Genomic DNA, 18,704 nt, shown 5'->3' on the forward strand with positions numbered 1-18,704 from the left:
AGAACTTCGCATGAAGGCACTCGTACCCGTCAAGCGGGTCGTCGACTACAACGTCAAGGTCCGCGTCAAGTCCGATGGCACGGGGGTGGACATCGCCAACGTCAAGATGAGCATGAACCCCTTCGACGAGATCGCCGTCGAAGAGGCGGTGCGCCTGAAGGAAAAGGGCGTGGTCACCGAGATCATCGCCGTGTCGTGCGGTGTCACGCAGTGCCAGGAAACGCTGCGCACTGCCATGGCCATCGGCGCCGACCGGGGCATCCTGGTCGAGTGCGCGGACGAACTGCAGCCGCTGGCCGTGGCCAAGCTGCTCAAGGCACTGGTCGACCGCGAACAGCCGGGCCTGGTGATCCTGGGCAAGCAGGCCATCGACGACGACTGCAACCAGACCGGCCAGATGCTCGCCGCGCTGGCGGACCTGCCGCAAGCCACCTTCGCCTCGAAGGTCGAGGTGGTGGACGGCCGCGCCGTGGTCACCCGTGAAGTGGACGGAGGTCTGGAGACGGTGTCGGTCTCGCTGCCGGCGATCATCACCACCGACCTGCGCCTGAACGAGCCGCGTTACGTGACGCTGCCGAACATCATGAAGGCGAAGAAGAAGCCGCTGGAAGTCATCAAGCCGGATGCGCTGGGCGTGAATGTCGCCTCGCGCATCAAGACGCTGAAGGTCGCCGAGCCGGCCAAGCGCGGCGCAGGCATCAAGGTGGCGGATGTGGCGACGCTGGTCGCCAAGCTGAAGAACGAAGCGAAGGTGATCTGAGATGTCTGCACTCGTCATTGCTGAACACGACAACGCCCACATCAAGGGCGCGACGCTGAACACCGTGACCGCTGCGGCGCAGCTCGGTGAAGTCCACGTGCTGGTCGCTGGCTTGAACGCCGGTGCGGCGGCGGCTGCAGCGGCCCAGATCGCCGGCGTCACCAAGGTGCTGCACGCCGACGGCGCCAGCCTCGCCGATGGTCTGGCCGAGAACCTCGCGGCGCAGGTGCTGGCCGTGGCCGGTGCTTATAGCCACCTGTTGTTCCCGGCAACGGCCAGCGGCAAGAACGTCGCCCCGCGCGTCGCGGCCAAGCTGGATGTGGCCCAGGTCACCGACATCACCAAGGTCATCAGCGCCGACACCTTCGAGCGCCCGATCTACGCCGGCAACGCCATCGCCACCGTGCAGAGCACGGACGCGGTCAAGGTCATCACCGTGCGCACGACCGGCTTTGACGCTGCCGCCACGACCGGTGGCTCGGCCGCAGTCGAAACGGTCGCCGCCGTGGCCGATTCGGGCAAGAGCCAGTTCGTCGGCCGGGAAGTCACCAAGAACGACCGCCCCGAGCTGACCGCCGCCAAGATCATCGTCTCCGGTGGCCGCGCGCTGGGCTCCAGCGACAAGTTCAATGAAGTGCTGATCCCGCTGGCGGACAAGCTGGGCGCTGCGCTCGGTGCGAGCCGCGCTGCGGTGGACGCGGGTTACGCGCCCAACGACTGGCAGGTCGGGCAGACCGGCAAGATCGTGGCGCCGAGCCTGTATGTCGCTGCCGGCATCTCGGGTGCGATCCAGCACCTGGCCGGCATGAAGGACTCCAAGGTGATCGTCGCGATCAACAAGGATCCCGAAGCGCCGATCTTTAGCGTCGCGGACTACGGCCTCGAAGCCGACCTGTTCACCGCTGTGCCGGAGCTGGTGAAGGCGCTGTAAACCAGCACCGACACCGACGCAAACCCCGTCCCGAAGGGCGCCCCACTTGATGCGGCGCCTTTTTTTCGACCACAAAGCCCCCGAAAGAATCGAAAAATGACCTACCGCGCCCCCGTCAAGGACTTCATGTTCGGCCTCAAGGAACTCGCCGGCCTGGAGCAGCTCACCCAGATCCCCGCCTTCGCCGACCACGGCCTCGACACCGCTCAGGCCGTGCTCGACGAGTGCGCGAAGTTCAACGAGAACGTCGTCGCCCCGCTGAACTGGATCGGTGACCAGCAGCCCTCGTCTTGGAAAGACGGCGTCGTCACGACCACGCCCGGCTTCAAGGACGCCTTCCGCCAGTTGGGCGAAGGCGGCTGGCAGGGCCTGCAGCACCCCGAGGAGTTCGGTGGCCAGGGCTTGCCCAAGGCGATCGGCGCGGCCTGCATCGAGATGATCAACAGCGCCAACCTGAGCTTCGCGCTGTGCCCGCTGCTGACGGACGGGGCGATCGAGGCCCTGCTGACCGCCGGCTCCGACGCGCAGAAGGCCACCTACCTGATGCCGATGGTCGAAGGCCGCTGGACCGGCACGATGAACCTGACCGAGCCGCAGGCCGGCTCCGACCTGGCGGCAGTGCGCACCCGGGCCGAGCCGCAGCCGGACGGCACCTACAAGGTCTTCGGCACCAAGATCTTCATCACCTACGGCGAACACGACATGGCCGAGAACATCGTCCACCTCGTGCTGGCCCGTGTGGCCGGCGCACCGGAGGGCGTGAAGGGCATCAGCCTCTTCGTCGTGCCGAAGTTCCTGGTGAACGACGACGGCAGCCTCGGCGCGCGCAATGACGCGCACTGCGTGTCGATCGAACACAAGCTCGGCATCAAGGCCAGCCCGACGGCGGTGCTGCAGTTCGGGGACCACGGCGGTGCGATCGGCACGCTGGTGGGCCAGGAGAACCGCGGTCTGGAGTACATGTTCATCATGATGAATGCGGCCCGCTTCGCGGTGGGCGTGCAGGGCATCGCGGTGGCCGAGCGTGCGTACCAGAAGGCGGTGCAGTTTGCCCGTGACCGCGTGCAGTCACGCCCCGTGGACGGCTCGACCCCGGGCGCCGCCGCGATCATCCACCACGCCGACGTGCGCCGGATGCTGATGACGATGCGCGCCTACACCGAGGGCTGCCGCTCGCTGGCGCTGGTGGCGGGTGCCGCGTATGACGCCGCGCACCACCACCCGGACGCCGACACCCGCAAGGTCAACCAGACCTTCTACGAGTTCATGGTGCCGCTGGTGAAGGGCTACTCGACCGAGATGAGCCTGGAGGTGACGAGCCTGGGCGTGCAGGTCCACGGCGGCATGGGCTTCATCGAGGAAACGGGCGCGGCGCAGTACTACCGCGACGCCAAGATCCTGACCATCTACGAAGGCACGACCGCCATCCAGGCCAACGACCTCGTGGGGCGCAAGACCGGGCGCGATGGTGGGCAGACCGCCAAGGCGCTGGCCGGGCAGATCGAGCAGACCGAGGCGCTGCTGGCCGCGCGGGACAGCGTGGCGGCCCAGTCGTTCGCGAAGAACCTGACGGCGGCGCGGCTGGCCTTCCTCGACGCGGTGACGTTCATCGCCGCCAATGGCCGCAGCAACCCGAACGCCGCGTATGCCGGCTCGGTGCCTTACCTGATGCTCACCGGCAACCTGATGGCCGGCTGGCAGATGGGCCGCGCGCTGCTGGCGGCGCAGGACTGCATCAACGAGGGCGAGGACGTCGCCTTCATGCAGGCCAAGGTCACCACGGCGCAGTTCTATGCGGAGCACATTCTGGTGAAGGTGCCGGGGTTGCGGGACTCGATCGTGGGCGGGGCGGAGTCGGTGTGCGCGCTGGCGCTGGACGCGTTCTGATCGGGCGTTGATCTAGAGGGCAGGGCAGCCAGCCTGATGGGGTGGCTGCCCTTTTTGTTTTACCTGATTGATTCCAGCAAGACCTCGGGGTGTTTGCGAGCGATTCGGATCAGTGCTTGCGCGGCCCCGGAAGGCGAGCGCCGACCTTGCTCCCACTCTTGCAGCGTGCGCTTTGAAATGCACAGCGCTTCGGCAAATTGAGCTTGCGACAGCCCGGTCTGTTGGCGGGCGTCTGCGACTTCGTTCAGCTCGACCTCGGTGATTCTGGCGGCTTGGCCTGCCTGCATTTCCTTGACGGATTGAAGGAGTTTCAGGCCGAGTTCGGTGCCGGACAGGGTGTCAGTGGGTTGGCGACGATTCTTCATTTTCAATGGCCTCACGAACGGCTTTGAGGATATGGCCAGGGATGTTGCCTCTGACCGCCTTGGCGTAGATGACGAGGAGCCATATCTTGCCGAATGGCAGGCGAGTGAAGTAGATCACTCTGACACCTCCGCGCTTGCCCATGCCGGGCCGAGACCACCGCACCTTGCGGCAGCCGCCACTGCTGGGGATGACATCGCCCGCCTCCGGGTTGCCGGCGATCCATACGCAAAAGGCGGCCCGCTCTTCTTCAGTCCACAGTTTTTTCGCGTCTTCGATGAAGGACGGCGTTTCTGCGATGGTGTACATGAGCGGGCAATGTACGTCAAAGACGTACTCTGTGCAACCCTTGCCAATTGGAGAATGTCGCCTTCATGCGGACCAAGGTCACCACGGCGCAGTTCTATGCGGAGCGCATTCTGGTGAAGGTGCCGGGGCTGCGGGATGCGATCGTCGCGGGCGCGGATTCGGTGTGTGCGATGGCGCTGGATGCGTTTTGATCGCGGGTTGATCTAGAGGTCTGGGCAGCCAGCCTGATGGGGGTGGCTGTTTTCAGGGCTGATATGGGCGGGCGGCGCTTTACGGTGGCCGCCCGTTTGCCTTTTGATCGATTACTTAGTATTCCGCTGACCCACTTGGCTGGTATAGCCATAACGTGAAGGTGATCTACCTTCCTCCGAGCCGATTAATCAGCCACTGATTGACATATTTCATTGTTGTCCCACTGGCTTGATGAACCTCTGTGTGGTTGGTGCTGGATAGATATTTTTCTAACCTAGCGGTGGAGCCATCTGGTCGAATGTTCCGTTCTTCATCATATTCTTCGTATAAGAAGATTCCAATTAAAGGCGGATGATCCCCGGACCTTACTTCAAGAGCGGTTTGAACATTATTGGGGACAACATCTTCTACATCGTAACGCCCTTGATATTTGTTGCGTGGATCGCCGCCTATAGCTAGCGTATCGTGCGCAACAAATGTCCAGCCATATGAAGAAACATCAAGATCAACGAGTAAATCGACTGTCAATTGACTGGCTTGTGTAATTGCGGCATGAGCCCAAACGCCGCCATGACTATGTGCAATAACAACGACCTTGGTTTTGTCGCCTTTCCTGAAAAATTTAAGGTCGGAGACAAGTTGGTTGAAGCCGCCATACCCATCTACCACATCCTGATGATCGGCATAGTAATGTGTTTCAACTGAATATCCTGCCGATTTCAGAGCGGTGACAACATCGGGGCCGGCGGTAGTTTGTAAATAGGATTTCGATGAGTTTCCATCAAATAGGGTATCATGACCGCTTACGAAAAAAACTGCAACATGCCCTGCGTCTTCTGGGGAATTTGACCCACCTCCGCAACCTGCCAAGAGCATGGCGCAGAACATGATCGTGGCGAAAAACTTTCTCATAGCTACTCCCTTAAAGACATTCAATTTCAGCGTTGGTTGAGCATGATTGTCTTTTGGGAATTGGAAAAATATCTGTAGTAAATCCAAAAACAAGAAGGCGGCGTGAATTTCTTCATGCCGCCTAGGTCGTTATTTCATCTGTTCCAGTGAACTATTGCGCTCACCCTTGGTTTGTATCGTCGCAGCGAATCCTCGCGCAACCAACCCTCTCGCGCCGAGGACTACCGCCGCCCACCCGCGATCAGCGCGTTCATCTCCGGATAGTGATAATTCGCACTCATCGCCGGATGCCGCTTCGCCGCCGCGATCATCGCCTGCGCGATCTGCTCCACCCGTATCGACCGATACTTCCCCGGCGTCACGAACGAAAACAAGGGCAGCGCCTTTTCAAGCAGCCACGGCGTGTGCCTCGACCCGATGATCATCGCGGGACGGAACACGCTCACGATCGCCGGCCCGCTCGCGCGCACGGCTTCTTCCGCCTCGCCTTTCACCCGGTTGTAGCGCGCCATGCCGGCCGCGCCACTGCCGCTGGTCTTCGCCGCCGGGTCCGCCCCGGCGGCGCTCATGAACGCGAGGTGCCGGACCTGGCCCGACTCCCGCAGCGCCCGGGCGAACGCCTCGTTCAGCGCCACATCGACCGCGCGATGCGCCTCCAGCGTGAGCTTCGCGGTGTCGGCGCCGACGCCCAGCACGCTGAACCCTTCCAGCTCGCCGCCGACCGCTTGCGCCACCTCCAGGGTCGCTGCGGCGAGGGACGTCGGCGCCATGTCGGGCACGAGTTTCTCCACCAGCCGGCGGCCCGTGGCGCGGGCCAGCGCAACCGCCTCGGGCAGCGATCGGCGCGACAGGGTGATGACGGTCCCGAAACCCTCGTCGTGGAACAAGGCGTGGAGCAAGGCGCCGCCGACGGAGCCTGAGCCGCCGAGGACGATGGCGGTGCGTGGGCGCATCATTTCCCCACGATCGCCAGCACAGCCCCCGGATTGGTACTCGCAATGGCCAGCAACGTCCTCGCCGCTCCACTGGGCTGCTTGCGCCCTTGCTCCCAACCCTGGAGCGTGCGAACGGACACGCCCATGAGTGTGGCGAACTGGGATTGCGACAGGCCCGTTTTCTTGCGAGCTTCGGTCACAGGCGAGGCCACCACCTTGACCTGCCCCGCCTTCATTTCCTGAATGGACTGCAACAGTTCCGAGGCGAGGTCGCGCTGTGCCTCATAGGCGTCCAGTTCGGCATCGGTCAGGAGCTTATTCTTCGAGGGCACGGCGTATCTCCTTCAGTTTCGGACCTGTGAGGTTGTCTGTCTTGGACTTCGCGTAAAGCGTCAACAACACCACTTCGCCTTCGGCAGTGCGGGTGAAGTAGATCACCCGTACACCGCCTGACTTGCCCGAACCGGCACGACCCCAGCGCACCTTCCGAATGCCGCCGGATTCGGGCACGACATCTCCGGCGCTCGGATGCTCACCCAGGTAGGCGGCGAAGGCGCCTCGTTCTTCCTCGGTCCAGTAGAGCGGCCATTGGCGTTGAAAGAGCAGGGTTTCGACGACGGTGAGCATCGCGGGACTATACGCCTAAAGCGCATATCGAGTGATCAGGCGTGGCCATCACGGCCATGCCGTATCAGTGGGCGCAATGCGTCGATCACTCGGTGCTACAGTGGTCCACGCTAGACGTGTATAGCATCTGCCTAGGAGTTCCCATGCTCGCCATCCGCCTCCCCCCGGACATCGAAGACCGCCTGAATGCCTTGGCCCAGCGCACCGGCCGCACCAAGACCTTCTACGCCCGCGAGGCCATCCTGGAACATCTGGATGACCTGGAAGACCTGTACCTGGCCGAAACCCGCCTGCAGGCGCTGCGCCGGGGTGACGACCAGGCGGTGCCGCTGGAGGAACTGATGCAGCGCCATGGTCTGGCGGATTGAGTTCGCGCCGGGCGCCGCCAAGGAACTGGGCAAGCTCGACGGACCCGTGGCGCGGCGCATCCTGGGCTTCCTGCACGAGCGGGTGGCCGAGCTGAGCGACCCCCGCAGCGTCGGCGAGGCGCTCAAGGGGTCAAGTCTGGGCGAGTTCTGGAAGTACCGCGTCGGTGACCACCGCATCATCTGCAGCATCGAGGATGGCGCGCTGAAGGTGCTGGTGGTGCGCATCGGGCATCGGCGCGAGGTGTACCGCTGACCTGCGCATTCGCGAGGATGGCGGCACCTGAGCGACACGTCAGCGCCTTCGGGAACGGCACACTTGCCCGATCGCTCGACCATTCTGTCGCCCCCGCTCAGGAGACCGCCTTGCCCCTCCCGCCCATCCTCGCCCACCTCCCCCTGCCCATCATCGGCTCCCCGCTGTTCATCATCAGCAACCCGAAACTCGTCATCGCCCAGTGCCAGGCCGGCGTGGTCGGCTCGATGCCCGCGCTGAACGCCCGCCCGGCGTCCCAGCTCGACGACTGGCTCGCCGAGATCACCGAGACGCTGGCCGCCTACGACGCCGCGCACCCGGACGCCCCCGCCGCCCCGTTCGCCATCAACCAGATCGTCCACAAGAGCAACGACCGGCTCGACCACGACATGGCGGTCTGCGCCAAGTACAAGGTGCCGATCATCATCACCAGCCTCGGCGCGCGCACCGACGTGAACGACGCGGTCCATGCCTGGGGCGGCGTGGTGCTGCACGACATCATCAACAACACCTTCGCGAAGAAGGCGATCGAGAAGGGCGCCGACGGCCTGATCGCGGTCGCCGCGGGCGCGGGTGGGCACGCCGGGGTGAAGAGCCCGTTCGCGCTGATCCAGGAGATCCGCCAGTGGTTCGACGGCCCGGTGGCGCTGTCTGGCTCGATCGCCACCGGCGGCGCCGTGCTGGCCGCGCAGGCGATGGGCGCCGACTTCGCCTACATCGGCTCGGCCTTCATCGCCACCGACGAGGCGCGGGCGAGCGAGGCGTACAAGCAGGCGATCGTGGACGGCAACAGCGATGACGTGGTCTACAGCAACCTGTTCACCGGCGTCCACGGCAACTACCTGAAGCCGTCGATCCGCGCCGCGGGCCTCGACCCGGACAACCTGCCGGAGAGCGACCCGACCAAGATGAACTTCGGCGGCGACGCGAAGAAGGCGTGGAAGGACATCTGGGGTTGCGGGCAGGGCATCGGCGCGGTGGACGCTGTGGTGCCGGCCGCCGAGCGGGTGGCGCGGCTGAAACGGGAATATCAGGCGGCGAAGGCGCAGCTCTGCGGCGCATGACGCTGTGCTGAGCCATGCGCTGCCGATCGTGGCGGCGCGTTCTCTCGGCGCTACCGCGACGCCGTCTTGGCCCGGTCTCGTCCGGGAAATCGACTGACGGTCATGATCCACTCGGCGATCCGGTTCAAGGACAGGATGTCATCCGCCGCCCCCAGCCGGATCGCCTCGGCCGGCATGCCGAAGACCACGCAGCTCGCCTCGTCCTGCGCGGCGGTCCAGGCGCCGGTTTCGTGCATCTCCAGCAGGCCGCGGGCGCCGTCGCCACCCATGCCGGTCATGATGATGCCGAGCGCATTGCGGCCTGCGCAGCGCGCCACGGACGAGAACAGCACGTCCACCGAGGGCCGGTGGTGGTTGACCGGTGGCCCGTCCCGGACCTCGACCACGTACTGTCCACCCGCCCGGCGCAGGCTCATCTGCTTGCCGCCCGGGGCGATGAGGACCCGGCCGTCGAGCACGACATCGCCGTCGCGGGCCTCCAGCACCTCGAGCGCGAACTGGCTGTTCAGCCGCGCCGCGAAGGAGGCGGTGAATTTTTCCGGCATGTGCTGGACCAGCACGATGCCCGGCGTGTCGGGGCCAAGCTGGCGCAGCACGGCTTCGATGGACTGCACGCCACCCGTCGAGATGCCGATCGCGACCACCCGGGTGGTCGGGCGGCCTCCCGCGACTGCACGCGGGCTGGCCACCGCCGGTGGCGCAGCCGTGTACAGCGGCGCAGGTGCGGTGTAGGGCGCTGCCGACGGCATGGGGGGCGCGCTGGCGCGCAGGGACGGCGGTGACCCCGCGGTGCGTGCCGCCTGCCGCACGGCGGCGATCAGCGCATGGTCGGTATCGGTGCCCGCACCGTGCGCCGCAGGGGATCGGGTGTTCGTCGGCGGACGCCGGACCGCGAAGGCCGTCGCGCCCGCAGCGAGTGCCTGCTGGACCACCGGGTCGTACGGGCCGAGATGGGTGGCGCAGACCACGACGGGCGTCGGGCGCTCGTTGAACAGGCGTTTCAGGAAGCCGGCCACGTCCAGTTGTGGCCACTCGATGTCGAGCACGATGACATCCGGCCACCGGGCCTGCAGCTTCTGCCACGCGAAACTGGGGTCCGCTGCGGTGCCGGTGATCTCGAAACCTGCCGCTGCCAGCGACTGGTGCAGATGCAGCCGTCCGACGGCGGCCGGGTCGATGAGGAAGAGGTGTTGTGCCACGCTGTCGGTGCTCTCGTTCGCCTCAGGCGTGGCGGTAGATGGCGGGCGCCACCGCCGCGGCCGGGATGCCGAGGTTGGCGATCGACTCGGCATGGCCCGTGAACAGCAGTCCGTCGGGCTTGAGCCGCGTCAGCACCCGCTTGACGATGTCGGCCTTGCCGGGGTTGTCGAAATAGATGAGCACATTGCGCAGGAAGATCAGGTCGAACTGACCGATCTCGGGCAGCGTGCGGGTCAGGTTGGCGCATTCGAAGCGCACCAGCTGGCGCAGTTCTGGCGCCACCATCAGCTTGCCGGTGTTGTCGCCATGGCCTTTCAGGCACCAGCGCTTGAGCAGCGGCGTGGGGGTCAGGCGGGCGCGTTCGAGCGGGTAGAGGCCGCGCCGCGCGGCGTCCACCATCGCGGTCGAGAGGTCGGTGCCGATCACCTGCCAGCCCTTGAGCCCGAAGTGTTCGCCCAGCACCATCGCGATGCTGTAGGCCTCCTCGCCGGAGGAACTCGCGGCACTCCAGACCCGGAAATCGCCGGCCGCCGCCCTGGTCCGCCGCTCGGCCAGCATGCGCTTGAGGTGCTCGAAATGCTGGGGCTCGCGGAAGAAGTAGGTCTCGTTGGTGGTCAGCTTGTCCACCACCTTGACCATCTCCTGCGCATCGCCCTCGCGCATCAGCAGCTCGACGTAGGCATCGACGTCCCGCGCGCCGCGGGCCTGGGCGAGCTTCTGCAGGCGGCCCGCGACGAGGGCCTGCTTGGCTTCGGAGAGCTGGATGCCCGACACCTGCCGGAACATCGTGGTCACGGCCTGGAAGGAATTCTTGGAAAGCATGGTCATGGTCGCCTTGGTCGCCTTGGTCGCCTTGGTCGCACAGGCTGCAGAGGCCCGTCAGAACGTACTGAACTGGGTTTCGTCCACGGCAGGGTGTCTGCCGGACGGGAGGAACAGCGGACGCGCGGCGCGGACGCTGCGGTCCTGGTTCGGTTTCGGATGGGCGCGGGTGAGGCCGGGCAGCTGCTGGGGTTCGGACCGGGTGAGCTGGAAGCCGGCCATCATGTCCTGCAGCGCCAGGGCCTGGCCAGACAGCTCCTCGGCCGTGGCCGACAGCTCTTCGGACGCCGCGGCGTTCTGCTGCGTGGTGGTGTTGAGGTGGTTCATGGCGGTGGTGATCTGCTGGACGCCCTCGGCCTGTTCGCCCGAAGCGGTCGAGATCTCCTGCACCAGCCGGCTCGTCTGGGCGATGCCGGGCACCATGCGCGCCAGCACCGCGCCCGCCTGTTCGGCCAGCTTGACGCTGGAGCCGGCGAGCTGGCCGATCTCCTGTGCGGCGATCTGGCTGCGCTCGGCCAGCTTGCGCACTTCGGCGGCGACCACGGCGAAGCCCTTGCCGTGTTCGCCGGCGCGCGCCGCCTCGATGGCCGCGTTGAGCGCCAGCAGGTTGGTCTGGTAGGCGATGTCGTCGATGATCGAGATCTTCGAGGCGATCGAGGTCATGGCCTCTGCCGTGCGGCTGACGGCGCTGCCGCCATCGCGCGCCTCGCGCGAGGCGTCCGCCGCCATCTCGTTGGTGGTGGCCGCATTGGTCGAGTTCTGGCGGATCGAGCCGGCCATCTGCAGCAGCGAGGCGGTGGTCTCCTCGACGCTGGCCGCCTGCTCGGACGCCGAGTGCGACAGCGTCTGCGAGGTGCTGGACACCTGGTGCGCGGCGACGCTGAGCGCCTGCGCCGCCAGGCTCACGTCGGCCAGCGTGGACGCCAGGCGCATCACGGTGGTGTTCACCGCCCGCTGCAGCTCGGCAAACGCGCCCTGGTAGTGGCCCTCCATCTGGCGTGTCAGGTCGCCGGTCTCCACACCGGCCATCGTGGCGCGGACCTCGTTCAGCGGCATGACGATGGCGTCGAGCGTCTGGTTGACGCCCTCGACGATGCGGCGGAAATCGCCCTCGTGGCGCCGGGCATCGGCCCGGACCTCGAGCTGGCCGGCCACCGCGGCCCGCACGAGGCTGTCGGTGTCGACGATCAGGGCCTGGAGGTTGGCGCGGACCTGCTCGATCGCCTGGTTGATGAACACCTTCTGGCCCGGCAGCGGGGCGAGGGGCGTGTCGAAGCGACCACGCCCGAAGGCGCTGACGACGTCCAGCGCACGACGCTGCACATCGATGTGGTCGCGCACCGTGGCATTGACCAGATCGGCCACCTGCCGGTATTCGCCCTGGAACGGCGCCACGTCGATGAAGACATCGATCTCGCCGCGGGCGTGCGCGTCTGACATCTGGCGCAGCTCGGACAGCAGTGCGCGCATCGTGAGGCACACGGTTTCGAACGACCTGGCAATTTCGGCCAGTTCATCGTTCCCGCGGACCGTGGTGCCGTCCTCGAGTTCGCCGCGCGCCGCGGCGGCAGAGCGGTTGCTGATGAACTGTGCCGTGCGGCGCATCGACCGCGCCGTGCCAATCGCCAGATACAAGGCCAGCAGCACCCCCGAGATGGCCAAGATCGCCATCAGGTTGCGGATGTGCACTTGTTGCGCATGGCGTTGTTCCAGCAAGGCTTGCAGGCGGTGGATTGCCTGGTTGTGGAAAGCATCGGTCTTCTCCTGCAACTCGTTGGCACTGCGCGACATGGCGATCGGATCACTGCGCAGCGAAGCACCGGCGGCGACCAGAGAATCGATCTGCACGAGGTAGTGGTCCGCCGCGGTGCCCGCTTCTTTCCAGCCGGCGGATGCCTTCTCGCCGGCACGCTCCAGGGCGTCGATCCGGGCCTGAATGTCGATGCGGCTGTCCTCGAATTTGCGCCGCGTGACGGCAAGTGCCACGGTGTCGCCGGACAGCCAGCTGCCGCGCGCCACGGCCTGCATGGAGATGTCCCGCAGCTCCGCCAGGGCTCCGACGTAGACCGGCATCCGGTCGAACGCCAGGTCCATGAGCAGATAGGTGGCCGCCTCCGGGTCCAGCAGCAGCCCGCTCTTCTCGGTCACCAGCCCGATCAGGGCATGGGTTTCACGGACGGGCTGGTCCATGCGCGGTCCGTTGCGCTCCGCGGCGCTGCCGGGGTCTTCACGGGCGTCGCGCACGATGTGCTCGCGCAGGGCGATCCAGGCGGTGGACAGATCCATGCCGGAAGCCGGCACCAGGCCGTCCACCGACGCCACGGACTTGAGCAGCGCGGTGCGCGTCTCGTCCAGCTGGGCGCGGGCGGCGGGGAGCGTGCCCGCCCGTGCGCGCGCGCTCTGGAACGTTCGCTGCAGGTCCATCAGGTCGATCAGCTCGTGCGCGAGGGGGAGGCCGGACAGCTCCAGCCGGACCGCTTCGGCGACAGCCCCTTTGTCTCGAACCACCGTCGCCAGCAGCAGGGACAGCGGCAGCAGCAGCACCGTGACGATCAGACCGAGCTTGATCGACAGGCGCATCGGCCGGGTCACTGCGGTGACGGGGGCGAACAGCAGCGAGAGCAACGAGGTCCGGGCGGTGGTCATGGCGTTTCCGATGCGAGGCTGGCCGTCGAGGTGGACGTCGACGTGCGGGGGGATTCGGTGTGCAGGCGGGCCAGGGCTGGCACGTCCAGGATCAGGGCCACCTCGCCATTGCCGAGGATGGTCGACCCGGCCAGGCAGGGCAGGTGGCGGAACAGCGGCCCCAGCGGCTTGATGACCGTCTGGTGTTCACCGAGCAGTCGATCCACCAGCAGACCGACGCGGCCGGTGCTGCAGCGCACGACCACCAGGCTCTGCCGCGCCGGGCGCTCGCCGCCGTGACCGAAGCAGGACCGCAGGTCGAGGAAGGGCAGCACCTGGCCGCGCAGGTCGACGCAGCCGCTGTCCCGGCCCGGCCCGGCCTGCAAGCCGGACGGCGTTTCGATGCACTCGGCGACGATGTCGAGCGGCAGGACGTAGCTCACGCTGCCGACCCGGGTCAGGAAGCCGTCGATGATGGCCAGCGTCAGGGGCAGGCGGATCTGCACCGTCGTGCCCTGGCCGGGTGTGCTGCTCAGGTGGATCTGGCCGCGCAGCGCTTCGACCTGCCGGCGCACCACGTCCATGCCGACACCGCGGCCGGACAGGTCGGTGATCTGCTCGGCGGTCGAGAAACCGGGTTCGAAGAGCAGGGCATGCACCTGGGCATCGTCGAGCACGGCCTCGGGCGCGACCAGGCGGCGCTCGATCGCCTTCGAGAGGATGCGGCGCCGGTCGAGGCCCCGGCCATCGTCGCTGACCTCCAGCACCACGCTGCCGGCTTCCTGGTAGGCCTGCAGGCACAGTTGTCCGCGGACAGGCTTGCCGCTGGCGCTGCGCTCGCCGGGCGACTCCAGGCCGTGGTCCATGCTGTTGCGCACCAGGTGCATCAGCGGATCGGCGATGGCGTCGACCAGGGCGCGGTCGAGTTCGGTGTCGCCGCCAAGGACCTGCAGCCCCACCTCCTTGCCCAGCGTCTTGCCCACGTCGCGCACGACGCGCTGGAAGCGGCTGAAGGTCTGCCCGATCGGCACCATGCGCAGCGCGAGCGCGCCGTCGCGGGCCGACTGCACCAGCTCGTGCACGCGCTGCGCGGTTTCGATGCAGCGGGCGTGGCGGCTTTCCCGGGCCGCGTTGCCCGCGCCCGATCCGGCGATGACCAGCTCGCCGATCAGATCGACCAGCCGGTCCAGCTTGTCGGCGCGGACGCGGATGAAGCGGCCTTCTTCGGCGGGACGCCGTTCGGCGGGGGTGCCGGGGGACGGTGCCGGCGCTGGGGCCGATGCCGCAACCGGGCTCGGGACGGGGACCGGGGCGGCGGATTCGGGCTGGATCTCCAGCGTGCAGTCGTCCTGCAGGAAGTCGAACACGTCGGCGATGGCGGCGCGCGGTGCGGTGGACTGCAGCAGGATCTCGAAGTCGAGCCAGCAGTCTTCGGCATCCAGATCCTCCAGCGCGGGCAGGCGGTCGTGGCGGGTCTGCACCGTGCACAGCGTGCCGAGCGTGCCGAGGTGGCGGATGAAGGACAGCGGATCCAGGCCATTGCGCAGGGCGTCGGCGCCCATGCGCAGGGTCAGGCGCCACAGCGGCTCGCCCGGCGTGGCGGGCGGCTCGTGCGCCGCGGCGGCATCCGGTGCCTCCGGCGCAGCGCCGGTGTCCGGATCGTCCTGCAGCGCCGTGACCAGATCCCCGAGTTCATCGGCCCCGGTCAGCAGCGCGGCCATGCTGTCTTCGGTGAGGGTCTGGCTGCCTTCGCGCAGGGCGTCGAGCGTGCTTTCCAGCGTGTGGGTCAGGCGCACGATGGCGTCCAGACCGAACATGCCCGCAGCACCCTTGAGCGTGTGCGCGGCGCGGAAGGCGCCATGCACCGCCTCCAGGTCGCCGGGGTCCTGTTCCATGCGCAGCAGGTCCTGCTCCAGCTGGCGCAGGTTGTCCAGGGCCTCGTCCATGAAGCCCGCGCGGGCGGCGGCGATGATGTCGGCGTCGAGGCCCATGTCAGTGGACCGCCTGGCGCGCCTGTTCGCGGCGATGGGTGTCGACGTCGGTGTTCAGGCGCAACAGCCAGTCGTCGGCGGACCCGGCGAGCGGGTCCTCGGCGCCCAGCAGCCACTGGCGCAGGCGCTGCATGTCCTGCATCAGACTGTCCATGCCGGGCCGGAGCTGGTCGAGTTCCTGCAGGTCGTTGCGCAGTGTCGCCAGCTGGACCTGCAGCTGCAGACACTCCTCGTAGAGTTCGGTCGCCCCGCGGCGCACATCCCCGACCTCGTCGGCGGTCGCCCGCACCAGGCGGCGGGCCTGCTCCTCGGCCTCGGCCGCGCAGTCTTCTTCCGGTGCGTCCGGGTCGACGTCGTCGCGCGCGGCGCGCTGCATGACCGCGTCCAGCGGCGCTTGCATCTGCCCGACCTGCCGGGCGATGCGGATGCCGGCCTGGCGCGACTGGGCCGCCAGTTGCCGGACTTCCTGTGCCACCACCGCAAAACCACCGCCACGTTCACCGGCCCGGGTGGCCTCGACCGAGGCGTTCAGCGCGAGCAGGTGGGTGGCGCGGCTGATGGTCTGCACCTCGCGCGCCAGCGCGTTCAGCGCCTCCAGGGACGCCACCATGTTGCGGGCCGCCGACACCGTGTCCTGCCGCAGGCGTGCCGTCGAGCGGCTGTGGCGCAGCAGTTCGTCGAGGATGGCGTGGTGGCGCTCCATGAGGTCGTCGGTCAGTGGCGGCGCCGAAGACGTGGTCATGTGCAGGTTCAGCACCGACTCCAGCTGCTGCGCGATCGCCACGACGCGGGCATCGATCGACCGCTGGCGCTGGTGGCTGGCGCGCTGGGTGTTGCCGAGCAGGAGCTGCCAGCCGGACAGTACCGGCTCGGTCAGCCGCGCATCGCCCGCACGGCGGACGCGGCGTGTGTCGGATGACGCCGCCGCATGCGCCCGCCCGGAGGGTCGGGCGCCCAGCAGGGCGAAGGCCACGATGGCCACCCCGGCGACGGACCATCCGCCCAGGTAGAAGCCGGCGGCACCCGCCGCCGCGGCGAGTGCCGAGGCTGCGGCCGACCGCCAGTGCACCGGCCGGCCTGTTCGGGCGTCCGGATCGGCTGGAGCAGGCAAGGTCGACGTCTTGGAGGGCATGCAGGTTCTCTGGACAGCAGGAGATGCCTGCGAGTGTCGGAAATTCACAGGGGTGTCCAGACCCGGATAAGGCGGTGATGCCGCGCCTTCTTCGGGTGTGGCGCGGCAGCGTGCTGAATATGATCAAGCGGGAAGGTGGCCTGCCGATAACGCCTGCAGCGCCGCTGCCGTACCAGGAGTCGCTCCGCATGAAGTTGAAGTACCAGAGCACGAGAGGATTGGGATGGCTACCGACGAAATGACCACCTCGGCCGTCCAGCGGGGCGGCCCCTGGCCCGCACTTGTGCGGCGCTGGTGGAGGCAGCAGCAGGAGAGCGTGGAGGCGCTGCGGCGGACCGTCTGGGGGCACCACGCCGGCTGGTCGCTGGGCATCAGCCTGCTGCGCAACCTGCGCATGGCGCACAAGACCGCCCTGGTGGCGCTGGCGCTGATGCTGCCCGGCGGCCTGCTGATCCAGGACGCGCTGGAGCTGTGGCGCGAGCGCCATGCGCTCCACCTCGGCGCCGTCGACAGCTTCGGCCAGTACAAGGCCCTGACGGACCTGAACATCACGCTCGACGGCCTGTTCCAGCAGATGCTGCGCCGCGAGCAGCATCTCCAGGCCGACCGGCTGCCGGCGTTCCGGCTGCAGGAGGCGGCGCAGTACAAGGCGCTGGAAGGCGCGCTGGACGCCCGGTACCGGACACCAGGTGGCGCGGCCGCGATGGAGCGCATTGGCCGCCAGCTCGCCGCCAGCCGGGACGCCATGCTGGTGCACCTGGACGATGACACGCCGGCGGCCGTGCCCGGCACCCCGTCGCCGCGCTGGGTCGCCGTGATGGCCTATGCGCGGGACCTGCAGGCGATGCGCACGACGCTGTCCACCGACCGCGCGCTGGCGCTGGACGCCGATGTCGGCGTCAAGATGCTGCGCAGCGGACTGGCCGACCCGCAGTTCCAGCTGATGGCGTACATCAGCCGGATCGGGCGCATCGGTCAGCGGCTCTACGTCGCATCCTCGAACGAGGTCAAGGTGCGGGACATGGGCCTGCTGATGGCCCGGGCGGAGCTGCTGCTCGACCAGTCGCGGCCGATGTTCGAGTACGTGCGCGACGAGAAGCTCATCGATCCGGGCGAGGCGGAACACCTCATGGCCCGCCTGCAGGCCTTCCTCAAGACCACCGATGCGCTGCTGCGCATCGCTGCCGCGGCGCCGGGTTCGGAGCTGGCCCTGCGCAGCGAGATCGACGCACCGTCCCTGGCCCTCCGGGTGTCGGACGCGGTCGAGGCCAGCGCCCGGCTGCAGACCCTGGCGCTGACCGCCATGGGCGCCCGCGTCCAGGCCAGCTACGAGCAGCACAACGAGCGCCTGATCGGCCGCGCCGCGGCGTTTCTGCTGCTGACCCTGCTCGGGCTGTACCTGGTGGTGTGCCTGCACCGGGTGATGTCGGGCGGGCTGGCCACGCTGTGCCTGCAACTGGGCGAGATCGGGCGCGGCAACCTGTCGGTGCGTCCGCGTGGCTGGGGCCAGGACGAGATCGGGCAGGCGCTGAACATCCTGGGTCGCTCGGCCGGCGGCATGTCGCGGATCTTCGAGACGCTCGACCGCAGCGTGACCTCCATGTCGTACCAGACCGACGAGATGAGCGCCCAGCAGCGCAGCCTGCAGCAAGGCAGCCGCCAGCTGGTGGACGGCGTCGCCGAAGGTACCCAGCTGATCCGCTCGTTCGATGGGGCGCTCGGCCAGTGTGCCGCACGTGTCGAGTCGGCGGCCGAGCAGGTCCGCGTCCTGCGGGTCGATGCCCAGCGCAGCCGCCAGGCCATGTCCGGCCTGGGGCAGCGCATGGCCCAGATGCAGGCGCGCAGCCGCGAGATCACCCGCGTGATCGGGCTGGTCGAGACGGTGGCTTTCCAGACCAAGCTGCTGTCGCTGAACGCCTCGGTCGAAGCCGCCCGGGCCGGTAGCGCCGGGCGCGGTTTCGCCGTGGTGGCGCAGGAAGTGCGCGCCCTGGCGCAGCGCAGCGAGGACGCGGCCCGGACCATCCGCCACATCGTCGGCCAGTCGGTGGCCGAAATCGACGAAGGCCGGCAGGTGAGCGACCGCGCCGGGCGCGTGGTGACCCGCACCGCGGACGGGTTCCAGACGCTCGATGCCCACATGGCGGAGCTGCTGGCGCTGACCCGCACCAGCCACCAGCAATCGTCTCGGGTCTGCGAGCTGACCCGCGAGATGGCCCCGGCGACCGAGGAACAGGCGCGCATGGTGCGTCGGTTTTCCGAGGCCTGCGATGCGCTGCGGAGCGAGGGCGATGCCCTGCGCCATACGCTCGACCAAGTGACGCCCAGGGGCTGAG

The 18,704-nt window shown here is 67.6% G+C and carries 19 protein-coding genes; 8 read left to right on the top strand and 11 right to left on the bottom strand.

Annotation, left to right across the window (positions count from 1 at the left end; translation table 11 throughout):
• Positions 1-10: 10 nt before the first annotated feature.
• The 3 genes from AABN02_RS16005 to AABN02_RS16015 all read left to right on the top strand — a co-directional run bounded on the left by AABN02_RS16005 (position 11) and on the right by AABN02_RS16015 (position 3,578).
• On the top strand, positions 11-760 hold the full coding sequence (locus AABN02_RS16005) for an electron transfer flavoprotein subunit beta/FixA family protein (protein WP_179632238.1): 750 nt from the start codon (positions 11-13) through the stop codon (positions 758-760).
• Position 761: 1 nt separating this feature from the next.
• On the top strand, positions 762-1,691 hold the full coding sequence (locus AABN02_RS16010) for an FAD-binding protein (protein ID WP_338415919.1): 930 nt from the start codon (positions 762-764) through the stop codon (positions 1,689-1,691).
• A 96-nt stretch (positions 1,692-1,787) separates the two neighbouring features.
• Entirely contained in the window at positions 1,788-3,578 is a 1,791-nt protein-coding gene (locus AABN02_RS16015; RefSeq protein ID WP_338415920.1) for an acyl-CoA dehydrogenase, read from the top strand.
• 59 nt (positions 3,579-3,637) lie between these two features.
• Here AABN02_RS16015 and AABN02_RS16020 read toward each other — a convergent pair whose 3' ends face one another.
• Together AABN02_RS16020 and AABN02_RS16025 are read right to left on the bottom strand one after the other, a co-directional pair.
• Positions 3,638-3,943: a helix-turn-helix domain-containing protein gene (locus tag AABN02_RS16020; protein ID WP_338415921.1), complete on the bottom strand. Its 306-nt coding sequence runs from the start codon at positions 3,941-3,943 to the stop codon at positions 3,638-3,640.
• Positions 3,918-4,250 carry a transcriptional regulator gene (locus AABN02_RS16025; protein ID WP_310461845.1) on the bottom strand — a complete coding sequence of 111 codons (333 nt, stop codon included), beginning with the start codon at positions 4,248-4,250 and terminating at the stop codon, positions 3,918-3,920. Before AABN02_RS16025 ends, AABN02_RS16020 begins: the two co-directional genes overlap by 26 nt.
• Positions 4,251-4,315: 65 nt before the next feature.
• Between AABN02_RS16025 and AABN02_RS16030 the strand changes: the two genes are divergently transcribed.
• A complete protein-coding gene (locus tag AABN02_RS16030; RefSeq protein ID WP_338415922.1) occupies positions 4,316-4,441 on the top strand; it encodes an acyl-CoA dehydrogenase C-terminal domain-containing protein in 126 nt (41 codons plus the stop codon).
• Between the two features lie 166 nt (positions 4,442-4,607).
• Here AABN02_RS16030 and AABN02_RS16035 read toward each other — a convergent pair whose 3' ends face one another.
• From AABN02_RS16035 to AABN02_RS16050, 4 genes are all read right to left on the bottom strand, one after another.
• A complete protein-coding gene (locus AABN02_RS16035; protein ID WP_338415923.1) occupies positions 4,608-5,354 on the bottom strand; it encodes a hypothetical protein in 747 nt (248 codons plus the stop codon).
• A gap of 221 nt (positions 5,355-5,575) precedes the next feature.
• A complete protein-coding gene (locus tag AABN02_RS16040) occupies positions 5,576-6,307 on the bottom strand; it encodes a hypothetical protein (protein WP_338415924.1) in 732 nt (243 codons plus the stop codon).
• Positions 6,307-6,621 carry a helix-turn-helix domain-containing protein gene (locus AABN02_RS16045; protein ID WP_338415925.1) on the bottom strand — a complete coding sequence of 105 codons (315 nt, stop codon included), beginning with the start codon at positions 6,619-6,621 and terminating at the stop codon, positions 6,307-6,309. The genes AABN02_RS16040 and AABN02_RS16045 overlap by 1 nt, the downstream gene beginning before the upstream one ends.
• On the bottom strand, positions 6,605-6,916 hold the full coding sequence (locus tag AABN02_RS16050; RefSeq protein ID WP_338415926.1) for a type II toxin-antitoxin system RelE/ParE family toxin: 312 nt from the start codon (positions 6,914-6,916) through the stop codon (positions 6,605-6,607). Before AABN02_RS16050 ends, AABN02_RS16045 begins: the two co-directional genes overlap by 17 nt.
• Positions 6,917-7,059: 143 nt before the next feature.
• On the opposite strand from AABN02_RS16050, the gene AABN02_RS16055 reads away from it, so the two are divergent.
• The 3 genes from AABN02_RS16055 (at position 7,060) to AABN02_RS16065 (ending at position 8,601) form a co-directional block, all read left to right on the top strand.
• A complete protein-coding gene (locus AABN02_RS16055) occupies positions 7,060-7,284 on the top strand; it encodes a TraY domain-containing protein (protein WP_338415927.1) in 225 nt (74 codons plus the stop codon).
• Positions 7,268-7,537, top strand: coding sequence for a type II toxin-antitoxin system RelE/ParE family toxin (locus AABN02_RS16060; protein ID WP_338415928.1), 270 nt, complete (start codon positions 7,268-7,270; stop codon positions 7,535-7,537). Before AABN02_RS16055 ends, AABN02_RS16060 begins: the two co-directional genes overlap by 17 nt.
• Positions 7,538-7,647: 110 nt before the next feature.
• Positions 7,648-8,601, top strand: coding sequence for a nitronate monooxygenase family protein (locus AABN02_RS16065; protein ID WP_338415929.1), 954 nt, complete (start codon positions 7,648-7,650; stop codon positions 8,599-8,601).
• 50 nt (positions 8,602-8,651) lie between these two features.
• Here the strand turns inward: AABN02_RS16065 and cheB are convergent, their stop codons facing one another.
• From cheB to AABN02_RS16090, 5 genes are read right to left on the bottom strand one after another with little or no spacing between them, the layout of a single operon-like run.
• Complete coding sequence (cheB, locus tag AABN02_RS16070; RefSeq protein ID WP_338415930.1) at positions 8,652-9,800, bottom strand: chemotaxis-specific protein-glutamate methyltransferase CheB; 1,149 nt, start codon at positions 9,798-9,800, stop codon at positions 8,652-8,654.
• A gap of 22 nt (positions 9,801-9,822) precedes the next feature.
• Positions 9,823-10,629 (bottom strand): protein-glutamate O-methyltransferase CheR, encoded by an 807-nt coding sequence (locus AABN02_RS16075; protein WP_338415931.1) that lies wholly within the window; start codon positions 10,627-10,629, stop codon positions 9,823-9,825.
• Between the two features lie 51 nt (positions 10,630-10,680).
• On the bottom strand, positions 10,681-13,269 hold the full coding sequence (locus AABN02_RS16080) for a methyl-accepting chemotaxis protein (RefSeq protein ID WP_338415932.1): 2,589 nt from the start codon (positions 13,267-13,269) through the stop codon (positions 10,681-10,683).
• Entirely contained in the window at positions 13,266-15,239 is a 1,974-nt protein-coding gene (locus tag AABN02_RS16085) for a chemotaxis protein CheA (protein WP_338415933.1), read from the bottom strand. Before AABN02_RS16085 ends, AABN02_RS16080 begins: the two co-directional genes overlap by 4 nt.
• A gap of 1 nt (position 15,240) precedes the next feature.
• Entirely contained in the window at positions 15,241-16,371 is a 1,131-nt protein-coding gene (locus AABN02_RS16090) for a methyl-accepting chemotaxis protein (protein ID WP_338415934.1), read from the bottom strand.
• Positions 16,372-16,594: 223 nt separating this feature from the next.
• Between AABN02_RS16090 and AABN02_RS16095 the strand changes: the two genes are divergently transcribed.
• Positions 16,595-18,703, top strand: a complete 2,109-nt coding sequence (locus AABN02_RS16095) for a methyl-accepting chemotaxis protein (protein WP_338415935.1) — start codon at positions 16,595-16,597, stop codon at positions 18,701-18,703.
• Position 18,704 lies beyond the last annotated feature (1 nt).

This window comes from uncultured Sphaerotilus sp., from assembly GCF_963924895.1.
Lineage (GTDB): Bacteria > Pseudomonadota > Gammaproteobacteria > Burkholderiales > Burkholderiaceae_C > Sphaerotilus.